Source organism: Advenella sp. RU8 (assembly GCF_048381675.1).
In the GTDB taxonomy this organism is placed as follows: domain Bacteria; phylum Pseudomonadota; class Gammaproteobacteria; order Burkholderiales; family Burkholderiaceae_B; genus Advenella.
In genome coordinates this window covers 197,305-218,327 of record NZ_JBLWIS010000005.1, presented here as the reverse complement: position 1 = coordinate 218,327, position 21,023 = coordinate 197,305, and the positions used below count along the sequence as shown (strand labels likewise).

18 protein-coding genes are annotated in these 21,023 nt (G+C 51.2%); 10 read left to right on the top strand and 8 right to left on the bottom strand.

Annotation, left to right across the window (positions count from 1 at the left end):
- The first annotated feature begins 59 nt into the window (after positions 1 to 59).
- The gene (gene aspS / locus ACM5Q9_RS08795; protein ID WP_418144353.1) at positions 60 to 1,850 is read left to right on the top strand and encodes an aspartate--tRNA ligase; all 1,791 of its coding nucleotides are present in this window, start codon (positions 60 to 62) and stop codon (positions 1,848 to 1,850) included.
- A 272-nt stretch (positions 1,851 to 2,122) separates the two neighbouring features.
- On the opposite strand, the gene acs is transcribed toward aspS, so the two are convergent.
- From acs to ACM5Q9_RS08780, 3 genes are all read right to left on the bottom strand, one after another.
- The gene (gene acs, locus ACM5Q9_RS08790) at positions 2,123 to 4,084 is read right to left on the bottom strand and encodes an acetate--CoA ligase (protein WP_418144352.1); all 1,962 of its coding nucleotides are present in this window, start codon (positions 4,082 to 4,084) and stop codon (positions 2,123 to 2,125) included.
- A 78-nt stretch (positions 4,085 to 4,162) separates the two neighbouring features.
- Positions 4,163 to 5,836, bottom strand: coding sequence for a cation acetate symporter (locus ACM5Q9_RS08785; protein ID WP_418144351.1), 1,674 nt, complete (start codon positions 5,834 to 5,836; stop codon positions 4,163 to 4,165).
- A complete protein-coding gene (locus ACM5Q9_RS08780; protein ID WP_418144350.1) occupies positions 5,829 to 6,149 on the bottom strand; it encodes a DUF485 domain-containing protein in 321 nt (106 codons plus the stop codon). Before ACM5Q9_RS08780 ends, ACM5Q9_RS08785 begins: the two co-directional genes overlap by 8 nt.
- A 402-nt stretch (positions 6,150 to 6,551) precedes the next feature.
- On the opposite strand from ACM5Q9_RS08780, the gene ACM5Q9_RS08775 reads away from it, so the two are divergent.
- The 5 genes from ACM5Q9_RS08775 (at position 6,552) to ACM5Q9_RS08755 (ending at position 11,029) form a co-directional block, all read left to right on the top strand.
- Positions 6,552 to 7,439: a LysR family transcriptional regulator gene (locus ACM5Q9_RS08775; protein ID WP_418144349.1), complete on the top strand. Its 888-nt coding sequence runs from the start codon at positions 6,552 to 6,554 to the stop codon at positions 7,437 to 7,439.
- A 148-nt stretch (positions 7,440 to 7,587) separates the two neighbouring features.
- The gene (locus tag ACM5Q9_RS08770; protein ID WP_418144348.1) at positions 7,588 to 8,388 is read left to right on the top strand and encodes a 3-hydroxybutyrate dehydrogenase; all 801 of its coding nucleotides are present in this window, start codon (positions 7,588 to 7,590) and stop codon (positions 8,386 to 8,388) included.
- A gap of 23 nt (positions 8,389 to 8,411) precedes the next feature.
- Positions 8,412 to 9,587, top strand: coding sequence for a DUF3734 domain-containing protein (locus ACM5Q9_RS08765; RefSeq protein WP_418144347.1), 1,176 nt, complete (start codon positions 8,412 to 8,414; stop codon positions 9,585 to 9,587).
- Positions 9,584 to 10,030, top strand: a complete 447-nt coding sequence (gene hpaR, locus ACM5Q9_RS08760) for a homoprotocatechuate degradation operon regulator HpaR (RefSeq protein ID WP_418144346.1) — start codon at positions 9,584 to 9,586, stop codon at positions 10,028 to 10,030. The genes ACM5Q9_RS08765 and hpaR overlap by 4 nt, the downstream gene beginning before the upstream one ends.
- Positions 10,031 to 10,120: 90 nt before the next feature.
- Positions 10,121 to 11,029: a LysR family transcriptional regulator gene (locus ACM5Q9_RS08755; protein ID WP_418144345.1), complete on the top strand. Its 909-nt coding sequence runs from the start codon at positions 10,121 to 10,123 to the stop codon at positions 11,027 to 11,029.
- A 94-nt stretch (positions 11,030 to 11,123) separates the two neighbouring features.
- On the opposite strand, the gene maiA is transcribed toward ACM5Q9_RS08755, so the two are convergent.
- From maiA to ACM5Q9_RS08740, 3 genes are all read right to left on the bottom strand, one after another.
- Positions 11,124 to 11,783 (bottom strand): maleylacetoacetate isomerase, encoded by a 660-nt coding sequence (maiA, locus tag ACM5Q9_RS08750; protein WP_418144344.1) that lies wholly within the window; start codon positions 11,781 to 11,783, stop codon positions 11,124 to 11,126.
- A gap of 111 nt (positions 11,784 to 11,894) precedes the next feature.
- Positions 11,895 to 13,268 carry an MFS transporter gene (locus ACM5Q9_RS08745; RefSeq protein WP_418144343.1) on the bottom strand — a complete coding sequence of 458 codons (1,374 nt, stop codon included), beginning with the start codon at positions 13,266 to 13,268 and terminating at the stop codon, positions 11,895 to 11,897.
- Positions 13,269 to 13,478: 210 nt separating this feature from the next.
- Positions 13,479 to 14,372 (bottom strand): neutral zinc metallopeptidase, encoded by an 894-nt coding sequence (locus ACM5Q9_RS08740; protein WP_418144342.1) that lies wholly within the window; start codon positions 14,370 to 14,372, stop codon positions 13,479 to 13,481.
- 241 nt (positions 14,373 to 14,613) lie between these two features.
- Between ACM5Q9_RS08740 and ACM5Q9_RS08735 the strand changes: the two genes are divergently transcribed.
- Positions 14,614 to 15,291, top strand: coding sequence for a site-2 protease family protein (locus tag ACM5Q9_RS08735; RefSeq protein ID WP_418144365.1), 678 nt, complete (start codon positions 14,614 to 14,616; stop codon positions 15,289 to 15,291).
- 15 nt (positions 15,292 to 15,306) lie between these two features.
- A complete protein-coding gene (locus ACM5Q9_RS08730) occupies positions 15,307 to 16,230 on the top strand; it encodes an endonuclease/exonuclease/phosphatase family protein (protein ID WP_418144341.1) in 924 nt (307 codons plus the stop codon).
- A gap of 238 nt (positions 16,231 to 16,468) precedes the next feature.
- Here the strand turns inward: ACM5Q9_RS08730 and ACM5Q9_RS08725 are convergent, their stop codons facing one another.
- Positions 16,469 to 16,993 carry a carboxymuconolactone decarboxylase family protein gene (locus tag ACM5Q9_RS08725; RefSeq protein WP_418144340.1) on the bottom strand — a complete coding sequence of 175 codons (525 nt, stop codon included), beginning with the start codon at positions 16,991 to 16,993 and terminating at the stop codon, positions 16,469 to 16,471.
- 152 nt (positions 16,994 to 17,145) lie between these two features.
- The gene (locus ACM5Q9_RS08720) at positions 17,146 to 18,465 is read right to left on the bottom strand and encodes an aspartate aminotransferase family protein (RefSeq protein ID WP_418144339.1); all 1,320 of its coding nucleotides are present in this window, start codon (positions 18,463 to 18,465) and stop codon (positions 17,146 to 17,148) included.
- Between the two features lie 231 nt (positions 18,466 to 18,696).
- Between ACM5Q9_RS08720 and waaC the strand changes: the two genes are divergently transcribed.
- Positions 18,697 to 19,653, top strand: coding sequence for a lipopolysaccharide heptosyltransferase I (gene waaC, locus ACM5Q9_RS08715; RefSeq protein WP_418144338.1), 957 nt, complete (start codon positions 18,697 to 18,699; stop codon positions 19,651 to 19,653).
- Positions 19,653 to 21,014 carry a 3-deoxy-D-manno-octulosonic acid transferase gene (locus ACM5Q9_RS08710; RefSeq protein ID WP_418144337.1) on the top strand — a complete coding sequence of 454 codons (1,362 nt, stop codon included), beginning with the start codon at positions 19,653 to 19,655 and terminating at the stop codon, positions 21,012 to 21,014. The genes waaC and ACM5Q9_RS08710 overlap by 1 nt, the downstream gene beginning before the upstream one ends.
- Positions 21,015 to 21,023 lie beyond the last annotated feature (9 nt).

Genomic DNA, 21,023 nt, shown 5'->3' with positions numbered 1-21,023 from the left:
ATTGGTGGCATTGTTTATGCAATGCCCATCGTTTACAGATTTTTCGGAGCATTTCAATTATGCGTACCTGCTATACCGGTCAGGTTTGTCTTGATCACCTGGATCAAACCGTTACATTATTTGGTTGGGTGCATCGTCGTCGCGATCATGGTGGCGTTATTTTTATCGACCTGCGCGATCGTGAAGGGCTGGCACAAATTGTGTTTGATCCCGACAATGAAGCCGCATTTGAAATTGCCGAAAGCATTCGCAACGAATACTGTATCCGTATTACTGGCCTGGTGCGCAAGCGTCCCGAAGGCACGATCAACCCCGACCTGAAATCCGGTGAAGTAGAGATCCTGTGCCGTGAGGTTGAAGTCCTGAATGCATCGGTCACGCCACCCTTCCAGCTGGATGACGACAATCTGTCTGAAACCACCCGTCTGACCCATCGTGTCCTTGACCTGCGTCGTCCGCAAATGCAGCGCAACCTCATGTTGCGTTACCGTGTTTCAATTGAAGTGCGCAAATACCTGGATGACCTGGGCTTCATCGATATCGAAACCCCCATGCTGACCAAGAGCACGCCAGAAGGTGCCCGCGATTACCTGGTGCCTTCCCGCGTTCATGACGGCCAGTTCTTTGCCTTGCCGCAGTCTCCCCAGCTGTTCAAGCAAATGCTGATGGTATCCGGTTTCGACCGTTATTACCAAATCACCAAATGCTTCCGTGACGAAGACCTGCGCGCCGACCGCCAGCCTGAATTTACCCAGATCGATTGCGAAACCTCTTTCCTGAACGAAGAGCAGATCCGTGATATTTTCGAAGGCATGCTGCGTCATATCTTCAAGGTAGTGCAAGGGGTAGACCTGGACGCTACTTTCCCGATCATGACTTGGGACGAGGCCATGCGCCGCTTCGGTTCAGACAAGCCCGACATGCGGGTGAAACTTGAGTTCACCGAGCTTACCGATGTCATGAAAGACGTTGATTTCAAAGTGTTTTCTGGTGCAGCTAACCAGGCCGGTGGCCGGGTTGTTGCCCTGCGTGTGCCACACGGTGCTGCCCTGTCACGCAAGGAAATAGACGACTACACCCAATTCGTGGCGATTTACGGTGCCAAGGGCCTGGCCTGGATCAAGGTTAATGAAGTGGCCAAGGGTCGTGATGGCCTGCAGTCACCTATCGTGAAAAACATTCACGATGCGGCCCTGGCCGAAATCATCAAGCGTACCGGAGCCCAGGATGGCGATATCCTGTTCTTTGGTGCTGACAAGGCCAAAGTGGTTAATGATGCCATCGGTGCCCTGCGCGTCAAGCTGGGTCACAGCGATTTTGCCAAAGAGCATGGCCTGTTCGAGCAAACCTGGAAACCGTTGTGGATTATCGACTTCCCGATGTTTGAGTACGATGAGGAAGAAGAGCGCTACACCGCTGCACACCATCCATTCACCAGCCCCAAAGACGGTCACGAGAACTATCTTGAAACCGATCCTTCCAAAGCCTATGCCAAAGCCTATGACCTGGTGCTGAACGGTTGGGAAGTGGGTGGCGGATCAGTCCGTATTCACCGTGAAGAAGTCCAGAGCAAGGTATTCCGCGCCCTGAAAATCAGCGCTGAAGATGCACGTGCCAAGTTTGGCTTCCTGCTGGATGCCCTGCAGTATGGCGCACCTCCGCACGGTGGCCTGGCCTTCGGCCTTGACCGCCTGGTTACTTTAATGGCTGGCGCCGATTCCATTCGTGATGTGATTGCCTTCCCCAAAACCCAGCGTGCCCAATGCCTGTTAACCCAGGCACCTTCTGCGGTAGACGAGAAGCAATTGCGTGAGCTGCATATCCGCCTGCGCAATATTGAAGTGAAGTAAGCATACCACCCGTACTCATTCCCACGCTCTGCTTGGGAAATGCAGACCACCCCGGCGCTTCGCGCCACCCCTCCATAGAGGGGAATTGTTGGGGGCTTCGTTGGGCGGTTGGTTAGGTTAGAACCACCCCATCGCTTCGCGACACCCCTCCACCGGAGGGGAATGTGTGGCACAGACGTTTCCACGAAGAAGGAAAATTCCCCTCCTGCGGAGGGGGGGCAGGCGAAGCCTGACGGGGTGGTCGCGTAACAAGTCACGGTCCCAAGCGAAGCTTAAACACTTTCGCTTAACTGTTCCATGACATGAGGATTCTCTAGCGTAGAGGTGTCCTGGGTGACCGTTTCGCCTTTGGCCAGTGTCCTTAGCAGGCGGCGCATGATTTTGCCTGAACGGGTTTTGGGCAGGTTTTCACCAAAGCGGATGTCATCAGGCTGGGCAATCTTGCCAATTTCGTGAGCAACCCAACTCTTCAGTTCGGCAGCTACTTTCTTGGCTTCTTCACCTTCGGGACGATCGCCTTTGAGCACCACAAACGCGACCACAGCCTCACCTTTTAGTTCGTGGGGCTTGCCCACTACAGCGGCTTCAGCCACCAAGGGGTTGGCTACCAGGGCTGATTCAATTTCCATTGTGCCCAAGCGGTGACCGGATACGTTCAGCACGTCATCAATACGGCCCATAATCCAGATATAGCCCTGCGCATCGCGGTAGGCGGAGTCGCCGGCCAGATACATCTTGCCGCCGAATTCGTCGGGGAAATAGGTGGCAGCGAAACGTGCATCATCACGCCAGATGGTGCGTAGCAGTGACGGGAATGGTCGTTTGATGACCAGAGAGCCGCCTTTGCCTTGCTCTACCGAGGCGCCAGACTCATCAACAATGTCAGCCATAATGCCGGGCAATGGCAGGGTGCAAGAACCGGGCTTGATAGGGAAGGCACCGGGAATAGGGGCAATCATGTGCGCACCGGTTTCGGTTTGCCACCAGGTGTCCACAATCGGGCAGCGGCTTTGGCCAACGGTTTCGTAGTACCACATCCATGCTTCAGGGTTGATCGGTTCGCCCACGGAACCGAGCAGGCGCAGGGAAGACAGGTCAAACTTGCCAGGCAGATCGGGGCCCAGTTTGATCAGCGAACGAATCGCGGTGGGGGCGGTGTAGAAGGTCGTGACCTTGTGTTTTTCGATCATCTGCCAGAAGCGCGAGGCATCCGGATAGGTGGGTACACCTTCAAACACGATCTGGGTGGCACCAACGGCCAGCGGCGCATAGCAGATAAAGGTATGACCGGTAATCCAGCCCACATCGGCGGTGCACCAGAACACATCATTGGATTTGTAATCGAACACCCAGCGCATGGATAACACGCCACCTAGCAGATAGCCGCCAGTGCTGTGCTGAACGCCTTTGGGCTTGCCGGTACTGCCGGAAGTGTAAAGGATGAATAAAGGATCTTCGGCGTTCATCCATTCGGGTTCGCACTGGCTGGGCTGGCCCTGGATGATGTCATGCCACCAGACATCGCGTGAATCGTCCCACGAAGTCTCGGTGTTGGTGCGTTGCAGGACAATCACTTTTTCCACGCTGCTGCAGTCACCATGCGACAGTGCTTCGTCAACGGTTGATTTCAGTGGAGTGAACTTGCCGCCTCGCACGCTTTCATTGGCGGTAATAATGATCTTGGCTTCGGCATCAAGGATGCGGTCACGTACGGCACCAGAAGAAAAGCCCCCAAAAACCACGGAATGGATCGCACCGATACGGGCGCAAGCCTGCATGGCCACGACAGCTTCGGCGGTCATGGGCATATAAATGATTACACGGTCGCCTTTGTTTACTCCCAGGCTTTTCAGGGCATTGGCAAACTGGCATACGCGGTCGTGCAGTTGCTGGTAGGTAATATGTTCGCTGTGTCCATCATCTTTTTCATAAATAATGGCGGTTTTGTCAGCCTTGTCGATAAGATGGCGGTCGATACAGTTATAGGAAGCATTCAGTTCACCATCGGCAAACCATTTATAGAATGGCGCATTGCTTTCATCAAGCACCTGGGTGAAGGGTTTTTTCCATGTCAGGTTTTCCCTGGCTGCATCTGCCCAAAAGCCCTCGTAATCTTCATTGGCCTTGTTGCACAGGGCGTTGTAGGCATCGCTGCTGATATTGGCGTTATTTACAAAATCGTCGTTGGGTTGGAAAACCCGGCTTTCTTTCAATACAGATTCAATTGCTGACATGATTTGTCCCTTGTGTTTTAGTTAAAATTTAATAGTTGCCGGATAGATGATAACCAACTATCCGGCCGTTATTTTATTTTAATGTTGTGCGGCTCCTGCGGCACCAATACCCGTCATTGAGCGAACATATTGTGCCTGGAATCCTGCTTTGTCCAGTTTGGCCCGTTCAGAGGTATCTGTAACGGAAACCAGCCATGCCACGATAAAGGTCAGGGGAATGGTAAACAGTGCGGGGTTACCATATGGGAAGATGGGTGCTTCATTATGCAGCACGCTTACCCATACGGTTGGTCCCAGCACAATCAGGACAGATGCTGCAATCAGGCCACTGAAGCCACCCACCACGGCACCGCGTGTGGTCAGGTTCTTCCAGAACATGGACAGGAACAGGATAGGGAAGTTGGCAGAAGCGGCCAGTGCAAAAGCCAGGCCCACCATAAAGGCCACGTTCTGGTTTTCGAAGGCAATGCCCAGGATAATGGCCAGCACACCCAATACTAATGTTGTCAGGCGGGAAATGCGCATTTCATCATGGGGACGGGCTTTACCTTTCATAATGACCGACGCATACAGGTCATGGCTTACGGCAGAGGCACCGGACAGTGTCAGGCCGGCAACCACGGCCAGAATGGTGGCAAAGGCAACCGCTGAAATAAAGCCCAGGAAAATATTGCCACCCACCGCATTGGATAAATGCACGGCAGCCATATTGGTGCCACCAATAATCTGGGTAATTTCAACGCCGTCTTTAATCGTGGTTTCAAAAAACTGTGGATCTTTGGTTAGCAGCATAATGGCGCCAAAACCGATAATGAAGGTCAGGATGTAGAAGTAGCCAATAAAGCCGGTTGCTACAAACACCGATTTACGTGCCTGTTTAGCGTCTTTTACCGTGAAAAAGCGCATCAGGATATGCGGCAGGCCTGCGGTGCCAAACATTAAGGCAACACCGAGTGACAGGGCATCAATCGGGTTTTTCACCAGTCCGCCGGGACTCATGATGGAGGTGCCTTTTTCATGCACTTCGGTGGCTTTTTTAAACATGATTTCAGGGCTGAAATCGGCAATTTTCAAGACCATGAAGGCCATGAATGTTGCACCCGACAGCAGCAGGACTGCCTTGATAATCTGCACCCAGGTGGTGGCCAGCATGCCGCCAAACAGCACGTACAGCACCATTAGCACGCCTACAATCAGCACGGCCCAGATATAGTTCATGCCAAACAGCAACTGGATTAGTTTGCCGGCACCAACCACCTGGGCAATCAGGTAAATCATCACTACCAACAGGGTGCCCGAGGCGGCAAAAAGGCGTACAGGTGTTTGCTTAAGGCGATAAGCGGCCACATCGGCAAAGGTGAATTTGCCCAGGTTGCGCAAACGCTCGGCAATCAGGAACAGCACGATGGGCCAGCCCACCAGAAAGCCGGTGGAATAGATAAGGCCATCGTAGCCGGTGGTGTAAACCATGGCGGAAATGCCCAGGAATGAAGCGGCAGACATATAGTCACCGGCAATGGCCAGGCCATTTTTAAAGCCCGAAATGCCACCGCCGGCGGTATAGAAATCGCTGGTGGTGGTGTTTTTACGGGCGGCCCAGTACGTAATGTACAGGGTGGCGGCCACGAACAGGAAGAACATGATAATGGCCGGATAGTTCATGGGTTGTTTTTCAACGGCGCCGGTCAGGGCATCGGCCCATACCGAAGTGCTGAATAGGCTAGCTAGTGAAGCCAGTAAATACTTATTCATGGTTTTGCTCCTGCACGGCACGAATTACCCGTTGGGTGGTTTCTTCGAATACGCCATTGGCTTTATGCACATAAATCCCGGTAATCGCGATGGCAAACAAAATCACGAACAGGCCAATATAAATGCCCCAGGTAGTAATGCTGTTGGTTCCTACGGGTACCCCGAAGGATTCGGGACTGATCCCGATATACAGGATGTAAACCACATAGATGCTGAACATGAGGATGGAGAAGCTCCACCCCAGCACACTTTTTTGATGTGCCATTTTTTGGAACTCAGGGTTATCCAATACCCTTTGTGTCAGTTTATCCACTTTATGTCTCCGGTAAAGTAAAACTGTTTTTTTAAAAAGAAGGGACTGCTTTGTTGTTATTGGACTTTGCGTAATGTAAAGGCCATAGGGCAGGTTTTTCTAATTTTCTTTTTTGATTGTTATTATTCAATCAAATTATGAGTGCTTTTAAATATCAATAAAATCAAATACTTATTGATTAATTCTGGATAATTAAGGAGAGTTGTAAAATATTTCCAGGATGATTTTTTTGATTGAAATCAAAATATAAATTCTTTTCTTCGGAAAAGTTTTTGTGTCACAGGCGTACAATAAATACGCGTTAAGCAAACGTTGTCAAAACGCGTACTCAAGACATTTAAAAATACTAAAAAAACAATTATTAAAAAGTTTAAATTTAAACCGTAGTATCCAGGAGGAGAAATGGATCTGACTCAACTGAAAAGTTTTGTGGCAGTGGCCCATTACGGGCATTTGACGCAGGCGGCAGAATCCCTGCACTTGTCACAACCGGCAGTAACCGCACAAATCAAGGCTATAGAACGCAACCTGGATGTCAATTTGTTTGAACGCAATACCCAGGGCATGAAGCTTACTCCGGCGGGAGAAGCCTTTTTACCCAAGGCCGAATCCATCTTGCAGCAAATGCGAGAACTTGATGTGTTTGCCCTGAGCCTGTCATCCACCTATGTGGAACAGGCTAAACTGGGCATTATCCAATCGGTTGACCGGCAGATGCTAAGCCGCCTGGTCAACCGTGTCCTGGAGCTGGATAGTTCCCTGTACCTGCACGTGGAAAACAGCCTTAGTGGCGAGGTCTTGAACAAGGTGCGCAAAAAAGAGCTGGATGCCGGTTTTTTCCTGGGTGACAACCCTTACCGCACGGTTTATTCCATAGCACTGGACGAAGTGCATTACGTGCTGGTCGTGGCGGTGCAGCGGCTTGCCGAAGCCATTGAAAATCCCAGGACATTTTTCAACACCACCACCTGGATAGAGCGCCCGGCCTTTTCAGCCGGAGACAAAATCAGCAACCGTTTCTGGCATCAGCACAAGCTGTCACCGCAAACTGCACTGGTTTGTGATGACATTGATTTATGCATAGAACTGGTGGCCAGCAACCTGGCCATCACGCTTATTCCTTCGCGTGAAGCCTACCGGGCCATCAAGGCAGGTAAAAACATTGCCTTGGTGCCCGGCTATGAAATGCGTTCCCGGCTTAGTTATATTTATCCGGCCGAATACGAAACGGATAAAAACAGTCAGCTTATCCGCCAGGCAGTTTGTGATACGTGGGGTGTGTCACCATAAGCTTCATCATTCTTCCGCTTAAACCTATGCTATGCTTTTTGTGCGTTAATATTTGCAAATACCCGTCGAATTCATGACGGATTCAAAATAAGTACATCAAATGGCATTAAGATCGTTTAATTAAACCCAAACAGGAATGGAGTTAAGCATGACAACAGAAGTACAAACCTCGTTGAAAGGAAAAGTGGCTTTGGTAACGGGCGCTGCCAGTGGCTTGGGACGTGAAATCGCCCTGGCCTATGCCAGGGCGGGCGCAGCGGTTGGGATTGCCGACCTGAATATTGACGGGGCTAACAAGGTTGCCGATGAAATCATTAATGCCGGTGGCAAAGCTATTGGGGTTGCCATGGATGTGACTAGCGAAGAACAGGTCAACCAGGGAGTTGATGCCGTGGTGGCCGAATTCGGTTCAATCGACATCCTGGTTTCCAATGCGGGTATTCAGACCATCGAATCCATCGACAAATTCGATTACGCCAAATGGAAACAGATGCTGGCGATTCATCTTGACGGCGCATTCCTGACGACCAAGGCGGCCCTTAACCACATGTATCCCGCTGGCCGTGGCGGGGTGGTCATTTATATGGGATCGGTTCATTCCCACCTGGCTTCCAAACTGAAAGCGCCTTACGTGACCGCCAAGCACGGTTTACTAGGCCTGGCTCGTGTACTGGCCAAGGAAGGTGCCGAACATAATGTCCGTTCGCACGTCATTTGCCCCGGATTCGTGCGTACCCCGATTGTTGAAAAACAAATTCCCGAACAGGCCAAAGAGTTGGGTATTTCCGAAGAGGAAGTGGTTAAAAATGTCATGCTGGGTGGCACGGTAGACGGGGAGTTCACCACCACTGAAGATATTGCCCAAACGGCCCTGTTTTTGGCGGCTTTCCCCAATAAAGCCCTTACCGGCCAGTCAATTACGGTCAGCCACGGCTGGTACATGCATTAAGTTGTTTTTATTCGGAGAAGTCATTGAATTTGCCTAATTATGAACGCATCGCCCTGGTGTTGCAGGGTGGCGGGGCACTGGGTGCTTATCAGGCCGGGGTGTTTCAGGGCCTGGATGAAGCGGGTATCGTGCCCAATCATATTTCCGGGATCTCTATCGGGGCCCTGAATACGGCCATTATTGCCGGTAATCCCCCCAAGGATCGGGTTGAAAAACTGCATCAATTCTGGGAAAGCATCTGTCAGCCCAATCTGGGCATGTCAATGTTGCCGTTTTTCGAGCAGGGCCTGTTCAATATGCATGACTGGTTCAAGATTGGCCTGGGCAATATGTACGGTTTAAGTGCTATTTTTGATGGCCAGAACGGTTTTTACAAGCCACGTTTTCCACCGCCGGTGATGGTTGGGAATGGCCAACCAGAGCGGGCCAGTTACTACGATACCTCGGCCCTTAAAGACACCCTGGAAAAATTCTGTGATTTTGACCGTATTAACAGTAACAAATGCGATCTTCATGTGTCGGTGGGGGCAGTGAAAGTCCGTACCGGCAACTTTGTTTATTTTGACAACGAATGCCACCAATTGCGGGCAGAACATTTCATGGCTTCGGGGGCACTGCCGCCGGCCTTTGCCCCGGTGGAAATTGATGGCGATTACTATTGGGATGGCGGTATTGTTTCCAATACGCCATTAACCTACGTGCTAGATGCCAAGCCCAGCCGTGATACCCTGGTGTTTCAGGTTGACCTCTGGAGTGCCCGCGGACATGTTCCACAAAACATGGAACAGGTCAATGATCGGCAAAAAGAAATTCAATATTCCAGCCGTACCCGTATGCTGACCGATTACTGGAAGCATGTTCAGGAAATGCGCCACGCGATTGGCCACTTGCTTGAGCTGGTACCCGCTGAAAAACTGGCTGAAAATCGTTCGCTTGAAAGACTCAAAGAACTTTCTGACCGGCACAAATTCAACGTTATCCAGTTGATTTATCGCGACCGCCCTTATGAAAGCCATAACAAGGACTATCAGTTTGGCCTTGCCAGTATGAAAGACCACTGGCAATCGGGTCTGATGGATATTCGCCAAACTCTGGCTAAACCTGAATTCCTGGCCATGCCTGACAATGATATCGGTTTCGTCTCACATGACGTTCACCGGGATGAGGTCTATGTTCCCAAGGGGGTGAAAGCCAAATGAGTTCCACGCCTTACCGTAGCCTGCCTTATTTGATGCTTACCGTGCGAGAAGCATTGATGGTGCATTTTCGTCCCCTTTTGCATGCGGAAGGCCTGACCGACCAGCAATGGCGGGTATTGCGTGCCCTTGGAGAGCAAGAGCCCCTTGAGCCTAACCAGCTTTCCAGCGTCTGCATGTTGCTGGGCCCCAGCCTGACTCGCATGTTAACGGGTATGGAGCGGTCTGGACTGATCAGTCGCAGTCGCTCGCGCCAGGACCAGCGCAGGCAGGAGGTGTACCTGACTGAAAAAGGGCTGGCCTTGCTGGACCGGATCAAGCCACTGATTGAAAACCGGCATCAAGAACTGGAAGAAAAAGTGGGCAAGGAATTGATGGACCGGATATATGGCGATCTTGATAGCCTGCTGGAAAAAATTCCGCAGGAAACAGTGATAAGGAAATGAACCCCTGATGACTTTTTTACAAAAATACAGTCATAAAGCGGTATTTTTGCCTGCAGCATCACTTTTAATTATGACATTTCGTTGCTTATCATGAGCTGGATCGATAAACTCAAATTTCATCACCTGAAAATTCTGGTGGCGCTGGCCGAGCAGAAAAACTTGACCCGGGTGTCCGAACTCATGAACATCACCCAGCCGGCCTTGTCAAAATGGCTGTCCGGCCTGGAAGAAGAAATTGGCATGCCCCTGTTTGAAAGGCATAGCAAAGGCATCAGGCCTACACCGGGCGGTATGCTGGTGGTTAAGCATGCGCGTCGCCTGGTTAACGATCTGGAGCGTTCCTCCAAGGACATTGAGCTGTTCAAGGAGGGCATACAGGGAACCCTCATGATTGGCAGTTCGCCGGTTGCCACCGATGTTGTTTCAAAGGCCGTGCTGGCCCTGCTCAAGGACTATCCGAATGTTCATGTGCGGATCATAGAAAGTGTCATGACACCACTGCTGGAGCAACTGGTTTCGGGTCATATTGATGCCGTGATTGGCCGGGTGGGTGGCAACGCCCTGCGACTGCCCCTGAATTACAAGGTGCTCTATACCGAACCCATTTGTTTTGTAGTCAGGCCGGGACATCCCCTTGCAGGCCAGAATAATCTTGATTGGGTGCAGTTAGCTGGTTATTACTGGATTGTCTGGCCCACCGGTACCCCTATTCGAAGCAGTATCGACCATGCCCTGGTTGACCTGGGCATGATGATGCCGGCCAATCATGTGGAATCCGGTTCAATGAGTGCCACCGTGCGCATGCTGCAGGGGAGCGATATGGTGGGTATTTTGTCACAGCGCCTGGCTGAAAGTTTTGCCAATGAGCAGCAGCTGGTTATTCTGGATTTGCCTAAAATAGCGCAAAAAGGCAGTGTGGGTATTTTCTGGCGCCAGAACGAACCTCCGTCAGATGCGCTGGAAGCCTTTTTAGGGCATTTGGAGCAAGCTTCAAAATAAGGTACTGAACCTGCCTTGGGTTGTTAGTGGTTTGTGATCTACCCCTTGCAGGCAGGCATATGTGTGCCCATGCTCCTGCGTGGGCACGAGTATATCAGGCAGTAGCTGGCACGATATAGTCGGGCTGGTTTTCAGGGGCTGCGGCCTTGAAGGCGGGCAGTGCTGTGCAATGCTCATATACTTTCATGCAACGTGGATAGGCACTTACGTCGCATTTCATGCGGATGGCATTGGCCAGTTGCGGAATCAGGCAGCAGTCGGCCAGGGTAGGGGTGTCTCCCACGCAGAAATGGCCGGAGTTGGCTTTTTCCAGCAAGGCTTCGATGCTTTGCAGGCCCATCGCGATCCAGTGCTCGTACCAGGCCTGTTTTTGTTCATCGCTGACCTGAAGGTCTTTGCTTAAGTACTTCAGGATGCGCATATTGTTCACGGGGTGAATGTCGCAGGCAATGCCATAGGCAATTTCCAGAACCAGGGCACGCTGTGCAGTGTCTTCCGGGATTAGCGGGGTAGCGGTGGGATATTTCCGGTCCAGATAATCAATAATCGCCAGTGATTGGCCAATAGCACCCTCTGGAATATCCGTTAGGGCAGGTACCAGGGCCATTGGGTTCACTTTGCAAAAATCAGGTTCATTTTGCTCGCCGACACGAATATTAATGCCTTCGGTATCGTACTGGACGCCTTTCAGGGCCAGGGCGATACGTACACGGTAAGAGGCGGAACTGTTGAAAAAGCTGTAAAGTTTAGTCATTGTTTGTCTTCTTTGATGGTTAATGCCATTTGGCTGCTGCGGAAGATAGCCCTTGAAGAAGGGTTATCTTCCAATTTTTATGCTTTGGTTTAGCGATAAATACGACTTGATTTACGATACATTGGCAGGTGTTGCGTTAATTTGGCTACCATGGCGGTTATGTTTTTGTTTTGCTAGCGAAAACATATACAGCACCAGAATGCAGGAAGCGGTAATTAAGGCCGGGAAGGCCAGTGTCTTGAAGATGGTGGTGAATTCATACCCCCATGAAATCATGGTGCCACCGGCAAACGCACCGAAGATGGCGCCACAGCGTCCGGCTGCATTGGCCCAGCTAACGCCGGTTGCACGGCACTCGGTGGGATACAAAATGGCCGACAAAGAATTGAATCCGACCTGTGCGCCACTAATGCCCACGCCTGCCCCAAAAATGCCCAGCACCAGGAGGGGGATATTGCTGGTTGAAAAGCCAATTAGTGCAATGAAGCCGGCACCCAGGATATAACTGATAATCAACACTTTATAAGGGTTGCGCTTGTCCATCAGGTTGCCTAAATAAATGGCGCCCAGCGTGCCGCCAATCTGGAATGCAGCGGTAATCCAGGAGGCTTTGGACAGTTCTACGCCAATGCTGCCAAGCAGGGTGGGTACCCAGCTGGAAAACAGGTAAATAATCAGGAAGCTCATGAAAAAAGCCAGCCACAAGACGGCCGTTACCATGACCAGGCCGGGCTGGAACAGGGCGGTCACCGCACTTTTGCCGGTTTTGATTTCATCCAGATGGAAGACGGTATTGGGGTAGGCTTTGCCGGTAATCTTGCCCATGAAGGCGGCAATGCTTTCGGCCGGTTCGTTTTTGCTGACGCGATAGCGGGGAGACTCATCCAGGAAGAAGTAAAGCACAACAACCAGTACTAGTGGTAGCACACCACCCAGCACCAAAATACCGTGCCAGTCAACCAGATGCAGCAATTGTGCGGTTAGCACACCACCCAGGGCCGAGCCTAGCGTAAATCCACAAAACATCAGGGTGACCAAGGCCGAGCGACGACGGGCAGGCAGAAACTCGGAGGTCATGGTAATGGCGGTTGGCATTGCGCCACCCAAGCCGATTCCGGTTAAAAAGCGCAGGAAGGCCAGGGTTTCCATGTTGGGGGAAAACGCCGATAACAGGCTCATCAGGCCAAAAAAGAAAACACTGAAGATAAGGATTTTCTTGCGTCCCAGGCGGTCAGCCAGCGGGCCAAAAATTATAGCGCCAATGGTCAGGCCAACAAGGCCCGAAATGAAGAGGGGCGTTAGCTGGGGTTTCGTTAAGCCCCAATCGGCAATAATGGCCGGGGCGATGAAGCCGATGGCAGCCGTATCAAGGCCATCGGTGGCAACAATCAAAAAGCACAGCAGGATGGTTTTCCACTGGTAGCGGGAAATGGGGGCATCATCAAGGGCTTTTTGGACACTTAATGACTGGGACAGATTGGGCATTAGAAAAACTCCGGAAAGACATTGCCGGGTCTTTGCAACGAGTAACAGTGGTTCCCGGCAGTATCATGAAAACAATGCATTTTCATGTGTGTTGCCAATGTAACCTGAGGTAGGGTTGAAAATAAAATGGTATTTATGGCGTTGTCATAACTTTTTTATTATGACAATCTTGCTGCTCACTTATTAGACGGGAGGTTGGTTTTTATATGCTTATCGGGCGCTGGCAAAGGTATCGCACTGTGCGATATTGCCGTTTTCCAGGCCCCGCTTGAACCAGGTCATGCGTTGTTGCGAGGTGCCGTGTGTAAACGCATCGGGAACTACATAACCTTGTTGCTGCTTTTGCAGGCGGTCATCGCCCACAGCCGCTGCTGCATTCATGGCCTCGTCAATATCCCCGGATTCAATAATATCTCCCTGGCGGTGCAGTTCATTGGCCCAAATGCCAGCCAGGCAATCTGCCTGCAACTCGGACAGCACTGAAATGGCATTGGCCTGTCGTTGGTTGCCACGGCTACGCACTTGGTCTACCTGTGCTAGGATGCCCAGCTGGTTTTGGACATGATGGCCAATTTCGTGGGCAATGACGTAACCTTGGGCGAAGTCGCCATGTGCTCCCAGGCGCTGGCCCATTTCCCTGAAAAAGCTTAAGTCCAGATAAACTTTTTCATCAGCCGGACAATAAAAAGGTCCCATTGCCGCTTGGCCCATGCCACAGGCACTGCGTGTGATCCCACTGTACAAGACCAGCTTGGGTTGCGGATAGGCTCCCCATCCCTGTTGCTGAAATATTTTGCCCCAGGCATCTTCGGTGGTTTTAAGCACTTTGGCCACAAATTTTTTTTCTGCATCGCTGATGGCTGGTGTTGAACTTTGTGAGTATGTGGTTTCTTCATATTGTGAAGGGGCGTCTGAACCGGTCATTTGCAGTAGCATGTTAGGGTCAATCCCGAAATACATGGCAATCAGGATAAGCACGATAGTTCCGAGGCCAAATTTTTTGCCGCCGCCACCACCACGGCCAAACCTGCTACTACCCATACCTGTGCGGCTGTCCCGACGATCTTCTATGTTTTTGCTTTCAGCGGATTCATCCAAGCGCATCTTATTTTCCTTGAAACCATGGCTGCGTCACTGCGTGCGCCGTTCAAAAGTCTTGTCCCATTTTAAACAAAATAGTCACAAGATTCTTAGGCTTCATGTAAATGATTGCAAGTTTTGCGTTCTTGCAAGCCAGTCTTTTTACTTAACAAGCCAGCAAAGAACTTGCTGTTAAAATGAGACTCTATAACAGGGCATCGCATTAATTTACAAACATAATACTGTGATGCACGTTTGCCCGCCCATGTTGGGCCTACCGGTTTTCTGGAGTCGTTTTGTGGATTTTGGCCAAATAGTTCAATCAATTACCGTTTATGCGTTGCCGTTGCTTTTTGCAATTACTTTGCATGAGGCTGCTCATGGTTATGCCGCCCAAAAATTTGGTGATCAAACCGCTTTCATTCTTGGGCGAATCAGCATAAATCCGGTCAAGCATATTGACCCTGTAGGTACCATTGTCGTTCCTCTGGCCATGGCCCTGCTCAATACCGGATTTATTTTTGGCTGGGCCAAACCGGTGCCAGTTAATTTCAACAATTTGCGCAATCCCAAAAAAGACATGATCTGGGTCGCCGCAGCCGGGCCTGGCGCCAATCTGGTCATGGCTGTTCTTTGGGCCATCATGGCTAGAGTTGCGCTGGAACTGGGTGGTTTTGGCAGCTTTTGGTGGCTCATGGCGATTGCAGGCATACAGGTTAATGTCATTTTAATGGTGTTCAACCTGTTTCCCTTGCTACCTCTGGATGGTGGGCGGGTGCTGTCGGGATTACTGCCACCAAAACTGGCTTGGGAATATAATAAAATTGAACCTTATGGCATGTTTATACTCATAGGATTAATAGTAACCGGTTTGCTCACCCCTATTATTTTTCCAATTATCCAGATGGTTGTTCAATGGCTGGTTACCCTGTTCATTCTTTAAGGAACAAGCAAAAACATGACAGTATTAAAAATTGTCAGTTATAACATTCACAAAGGAAAAACGGCCTTGGGGCGTCGCAGTTCGCTGCTTGAGCTTAGTGCCGGCTTGTCTGGCCTGAGGGCGGATCTGGTTTTCCTGCAAGAAATACAAGGGCGAAATGAAATAGAACATCATCAGCACGCCCAGCCTGCTTTATTGGCCGGGAATTTGCATATGGAAGTGGCCTATGGGTGTAACGCTGTCAGGAAAAAAACCGATCATGGCAATGCCCTGTTGTCGAAGTATCAAATTATTGATCATGAAAATGAAGATATTTCCGACCATAAGCTGGAACAGCGTGGCGTACTGCATGCACGGGTAAAAATCGGTGAGCAGTTGGTGCATTGTTTTGTCGTGCATCTGGGGCTGTTCAATGGTAGCCGGATCCGTCAGGTAGCGGCCATCATCGAGCGGATCAAGCGCCTGGTGCCCGAGGACGAACCTTTGATTATTGCTGGCGACTTCAACGACTGGAATGAAAAACTGGCACCTTATTTTGCAAGGCAACTGGGCGTTCATGAAGTATTTGCCAACACACCGGTTCGGATTGATGACGAACTGCCTCGCATGAAGGTTTCTTTCAAGCGCCTGTGGGATACGTTCAGTTTCAGGAAAATGATGGAAACCGAAAAACAGTTGCGTTACCAGCGCATTAAAATGTCCCGAATTTCCCTGAAAACCCTGCCAAAAGTGCTTAAGCATTTGCAAGAGTCAAGCGAATTGCCCCCACCGCGTACTTTCCCGGCAGCGTTCCCTTGGTTAAGGCTGGACAGAATGTATCAGCGCGGTTTTGAGATTCGCTCGGCCCAAGTGTTAAAAGGCCGGCCTTGGAGCAAAATATCCGATCACGCACCACTTTGCGTTGAGCTGGCTTTGGCGAAGCCTCAGACTGCGGCTTGAGGCTGCCCAGCCTTACGCAACCACCCCGGCGCTTTGCGCCACCCCTCCGCAGGAGGGGAATGTGTAGTACAGACGTTGCCAAGAAGAAAGAAAATTCCCCTCCCGTGGAGGGGTGTCAGGCGAAGCCTGACGGGGTGGTTGTATAGCAACTCACAGTCCCAAACGAAGTGACGGGGTGGTTGTATAACAACTCACAGTCCTAAACGAAGCCTGCCAGAGTGGATGCATAACCACCCGCTTACCGTTGGTCGTCCTGGTGGATATCCAGCGCTTCCAGAAAACGTGACACCATATTGTAGGCGCCAATAGTGGCGGTTAATTCCACCAGTTGCTGGTTGCCGTAATGTTTGCGCACGGCCTCAAACACTTCTTTAGGTACCTGGATTTGCCGGGTCATTGAATCTGTGTAGGCCAGTACGGCGCGGGTTTTGGCATCAAACAAATCACTGTTTTCCCACTGGTCCAGCGCATCAAGCTGGGCCTGGGTGATACCCTCTTTCAGGGCAATCGGGGCATGTTGGTCTGCTTCGTAGGGGGCACCGTTCAATACCGCCACCCGCATGATAATCAATTCACGGATATCACCGGGCAGGCTGCTTTTCTGGCGTATTGCGGTTAAATAGTCTAGCCAGCCTTGTGCAATGGTGGGGCTGTGCAGCAGCATTTGGTACAAATGAATCACACTGCCGCGTTCGGCCACAATCTGGTCTACCAGCGGTTTGGTTTGCGGGGTGGTTAAATCGGCATAAGGTAAACGTGCCATTGAACGGGATCTCCTGTTGTTATATAAAATTGGCTTCGCCCCGCTTTTAATAGCGGGGTTTGCCGTGTCATGACTAATAATAAGAAGCTAGGACAGGCAGTTTGCCTTGTCATGATTAATAAAAAGAAGCTTGAACCGGTAATTTGCCTGAGCTACAAGACTTTTTGTATCGTATCGGCCAGCCGGTTCACAATTTCACTAATGTCTGCATCGGTGCAAATGAAGGGTGGGGCAAGTAAAATGTGGTCGCCCTGCCGACCGTCGATGGTGCCGCCCATGGGGTAAACCAGCAAGCCGTTTTCCTTGGCCTCTGCCTTGATTCTTGCGTGGGTTTTAAGGGCCGGGTCCAGGGGTTTCTTGCTGTCCCGGTCTTGTACCAGTTCAACTCCCACAAAAAGCCCGCGCCCGCGAATGTCGCCAATATACGGGTTATCGGCAAAGGCTTGCCGTAATTCGCTGCGGAGTTGTTCACCACGTTGCAAGACATTGGCCAGCAGGTTTTGTTCCTGAATGGTTTTTTGCACAGCTAGCGAAGCCGCACAGGCGGTGGCGTGCCCAATATAGGTATGGCCGTGCTGGAAAAAACCGCTGCCATTAATAATTACATCGTAAATTTTATCGGTGCAAAGGGTGGCGCCAATCGGTTGGTAACCGGCCCCCAGGCCTTTGGCGATGGTAATAATATCGGGTACCACGCCATCTTCTTCGCAGGCAAACAAATGGCCGGTGCGGCCCATGCCCGACATGACTTCATCAAGAATTAGCAATACACCGTATTTGTCGCAAACCGCACGTATTTTTTTAAGGTAAGTTTTGACCGGTGGCACGGCACCTGCCGTTGCGCCCACTACTGTTTCAGCCACAAACGCGGCGACTGTTGAAGGACCCAATTCCAGGATTTTGTCTTCCAGTTCCTGGGCCAGGCGGCTGGCATATTGTTCTTCGGATTCACTTTCAAGCTGGTCCCGATAAGCGTAGCAGGGAGAGACATGATGAGCTTCTATTAGCAACGGCAGGAAAGGCTGGCGTCGCCAGGCGTTGCCGCCAATCGCCAGGGCACCCAGTGTATTGCCATGATAGCTTTGGCGGCGGGCAATAAAATGCCGTCTTTCGGTTTGGTCAATTTCCACAAAATACTGGCGTGCCAGCTTCATGGCTGCTTCCACCGCTTCAGAGCCACCGGATACAAAGTACACGTGGTTCAGGTTGCCTGGTGCTTTCTGTTGCAGGAAATCGGCCAGGTCTTCGGCGGCCTGGGTGGTGAAAAATGAAGTATGCGCATAGGCAATCGTGTCAAGTTGGTGCTTGATGGCTTCAATTACGGCCGGATGTCCGTGGCCGAGGCAGGAAACCGCCGCTCCGCCGCAGGCGTCTATATAGCTTTTTCCGTCGCTATCAAATAGACGGATTCCCTTGCCGTTTACGGCTGTTTTCAGGGACACTTTGGGGTTACGGTGGAAAACATGGGTCATTTTTCCGGACTCCGGGTAAATCCCTGTTTGTATGTCGTGGACAGGGTAGATAAAAATAAGCAAATGCAGGCTGTGTGGCCTGTATTTGCCGGTTCGGTGCAACGATGAATACGTCCGACTATTCTATACCCGGAAGTGAAAATTTCAAAACTGGCAATATTCAAGTAAAATGCAGGCATCAACATGGCAAAACCAGCAAAGGTATTCTGTTCACTTTGACAACAACATAATATGACAACAAAAATTCTTATTGTTCGCTCTTCTTCGCTGGGCGATCTGGTACACATGTTGCCGGCCATTTCCGACATTGCCAAGCATGTGCCGGATGCCCAAATAGATTGGGTGGCCGAAGAGGCCTTTGCCGAAATTCCTGCCTGGCATCCTGCGGTGCATGAAGTCATCAAGGTAGCTCACCGCCGCTGGCGTAAAACCTGGTGGTCGGCGCCAACAAGACAAGAAAGGGCTGCGCTTAAGCGCAAGCTAAACAGTACTCGCTATGATATTGTGCTGGACATGCAGGCCTTGATGAAATCCGCCTGGATCGTGCGGCAGGCCAAAGGTGTCAAGCATGGACTAGACTGGAAATCGGCCCGTGAATCCATGGCTTCCCTGTTTTATGATGTCCGCCACTCGGTGGCGTTCTGGCAGCCTGCGGTTACCCGTCAACGAATGCTGGCAGCCGCCACCTTCAACTACCAGTACGAAGGCGATCCCGATTTTGGCTTGCAACAATTCACCGATGGGGTTGCCATACAGGATTACGTGGTGATCATGCCATCGGCCAGTCGCGAAGACAAATTGTGGCCCGAGTCCGACTGGCATGCTGTTTTTCGTGAACTGAATGCCGCTGGCCTGGGCCTGAAGCTGCTTGCTGGCAATGAAAAGGAAACCGAACGCGCCAAAGCGCTGGTGCGCGATTTCCCCGATGCAGAGATTCTTCCACGCATGTCCCTGACCGATGTGGCCCGGGTGATTGCGCCTGCCCGCATGATGATTGGCCTTGATAGCGGACTTACCCACTTGTCGGCAGCGCTGGGTCGACCTACCATTGGCATTTACAGTGCTTCTACCCCGGTTCGTACGCCGCTGGTGGGGGCTGCCTTTACGGCCAGCATGGGTGACAGGGGTATTCCCCCCACACGGGAAATGGTGTTGTCAAAACTGAAACAGGCCTTGGCTAGCGAATAATGAACCGATTCTTTTATACCAATACGCTGCGCCTGATTGCCCCGATTGCCTTGTGGCTGCTGGAACGTCGTGCCCGCAAAGCCGGAGGAAAATGGGATATTCGCAGTGATGAGCGGTTTGGCCGCTATCCTCATCCGGCGCCAGTCGCCAGCAGCGTTGCGCATGATGATGAAGGCTATGCCGAAACCATTTTCAGTTTCAGGCGTCCGGTTTGGGTGCATGCTGTCAGCCTTGGTGAAACCCGTGCCGCCCATCCCCTGATCCAGGCGTTGCTAGACCAGGGATATCCCGTTTTGCTTACCCATATGACGGCCACCGGCAGGGCGCAAGGCGCCCGCATGTTTGCCGACGCAATAGGCCAGGGCATGTTATGCCAGGCCTGGGTGCCTTATGATTTTCCAGAGGCCGTCAAGGGTTTTATCGAACATTGGCAACCGCGTTGCGGAATTTTGATTGAGCGCGAAATATGGCCCAACATGGTGGCAGAGGCCAATCGCCAGAAAATGCCCCTGATTGTGGCCAGTGCCCGGTTTTCCGACTCCGCCTATAAACAGGCACATTGGTTGGGCAGCGTGATGCGCAATGCCCTGGCCGGCCTTGATTTGGTGCTTACCCAAAGCCGTGCCGACTCTGCAAGGCTCGAGGACCTGGGTGTCAAGCGCATGCAGGTGGTGGGTAATCTGAAGTTTGATCTGAATATTTCTTACGGCCAGGTACATGCCGGCCAGGTTGTGCGACAGGTTATTAACCGTAGGGTAGTGGCTATTGCCAGTACCCGTGATGGTGAAGAAGAATATTTCCTTAAAGCCATCAGGGAGATTGTCAAAAATCGTGAACGGCAGGCGGAACTTCAGGAAAATGAGCCGTCTTTGCCCTTGTTCATGATTATTCCCCGTCATCCGCAGCGTTTCAAGGAAGTCGAAACCCTTATCCAGCAAAGCGGCCTGAATTACCGGTGCCGCTCGCAAAACCCCATCGACAATGATCTGAAGACGATTGATGTTCTCTTGTGTGACAGCGTTGGGGAAATGTTCTTTTATTATGCGATGTCTGACCTGGCGATTGTGGCGGGCAGCTTTGGCGAGTATGGCGGCCAAAACCACATAGAAGCCTGTGCCGTGGGGTTGCCGGTGATTGTTGGGCCGCATACCGAAAATTTCCAGCAATCGGTGGAAGACGCCTTGTCTGAAGGGGCGGCACGCCGCACCCAAAACGAAGAAGAAGCCATAAAACTGGCACTGAAGATATTGAATAATGAAGAACAGCGGCTAGGCATGAGCAAGGCGTCCAAGCAATGGTTATCATTGCATGAGGGGGCGACCGATCGCATCATGAACGCCCTGAAGCCCTATCTTCGTTAGTGTATTTCC

Coding starts and splice junctions, on each gene's coding strand:
- aspS (WP_418144353.1), top strand. CDS start 60: ATGCGTACCTGCTATACCGGTCAGGTTTGTCTTGATCACCTGGATCAA.
- acs (WP_418144352.1), bottom strand. CDS start 4,084: ATGTCAGCAATTGAATCTGTATTGAAAGAAAGCCGGGTTTTCCAACCC.
- ACM5Q9_RS08785 (WP_418144351.1), bottom strand. CDS start 5,836: ATGAATAAGTATTTACTGGCTTCACTAGCTAGCCTATTCAGCACTTCG.
- ACM5Q9_RS08775 (WP_418144349.1), top strand. CDS start 6,552: ATGGATCTGACTCAACTGAAAAGTTTTGTGGCAGTGGCCCATTACGGG.
- ACM5Q9_RS08770 (WP_418144348.1), top strand. CDS start 7,588: ATGACAACAGAAGTACAAACCTCGTTGAAAGGAAAAGTGGCTTTGGTA.
- hpaR (WP_418144346.1), top strand. CDS start 9,584: ATGAGTTCCACGCCTTACCGTAGCCTGCCTTATTTGATGCTTACCGTG.
- ACM5Q9_RS08755 (WP_418144345.1), top strand. CDS start 10,121: ATGAGCTGGATCGATAAACTCAAATTTCATCACCTGAAAATTCTGGTG.
- maiA (WP_418144344.1), bottom strand. CDS start 11,783: ATGACTAAACTTTACAGCTTTTTCAACAGTTCCGCCTCTTACCGTGTA.
- ACM5Q9_RS08745 (WP_418144343.1), bottom strand. CDS start 13,268: ATGCCCAATCTGTCCCAGTCATTAAGTGTCCAAAAAGCCCTTGATGAT.
- ACM5Q9_RS08740 (WP_418144342.1), bottom strand. CDS start 14,372: ATGCGCTTGGATGAATCCGCTGAAAGCAAAAACATAGAAGATCGTCGG.
- ACM5Q9_RS08735 (WP_418144365.1), top strand. CDS start 14,614: ATGTTGGGCCTACCGGTTTTCTGGAGTCGTTTTGTGGATTTTGGCCAA.
- ACM5Q9_RS08730 (WP_418144341.1), top strand. CDS start 15,307: ATGACAGTATTAAAAATTGTCAGTTATAACATTCACAAAGGAAAAACG.
- ACM5Q9_RS08725 (WP_418144340.1), bottom strand. CDS start 16,993: ATGGCACGTTTACCTTATGCCGATTTAACCACCCCGCAAACCAAACCG.
- ACM5Q9_RS08720 (WP_418144339.1), bottom strand. CDS start 18,465: ATGACCCATGTTTTCCACCGTAACCCCAAAGTGTCCCTGAAAACAGCC.
- waaC (WP_418144338.1), top strand. CDS start 18,697: ATGACAACAAAAATTCTTATTGTTCGCTCTTCTTCGCTGGGCGATCTG.
- ACM5Q9_RS08710 (WP_418144337.1), top strand. CDS start 19,653: ATGAACCGATTCTTTTATACCAATACGCTGCGCCTGATTGCCCCGATT.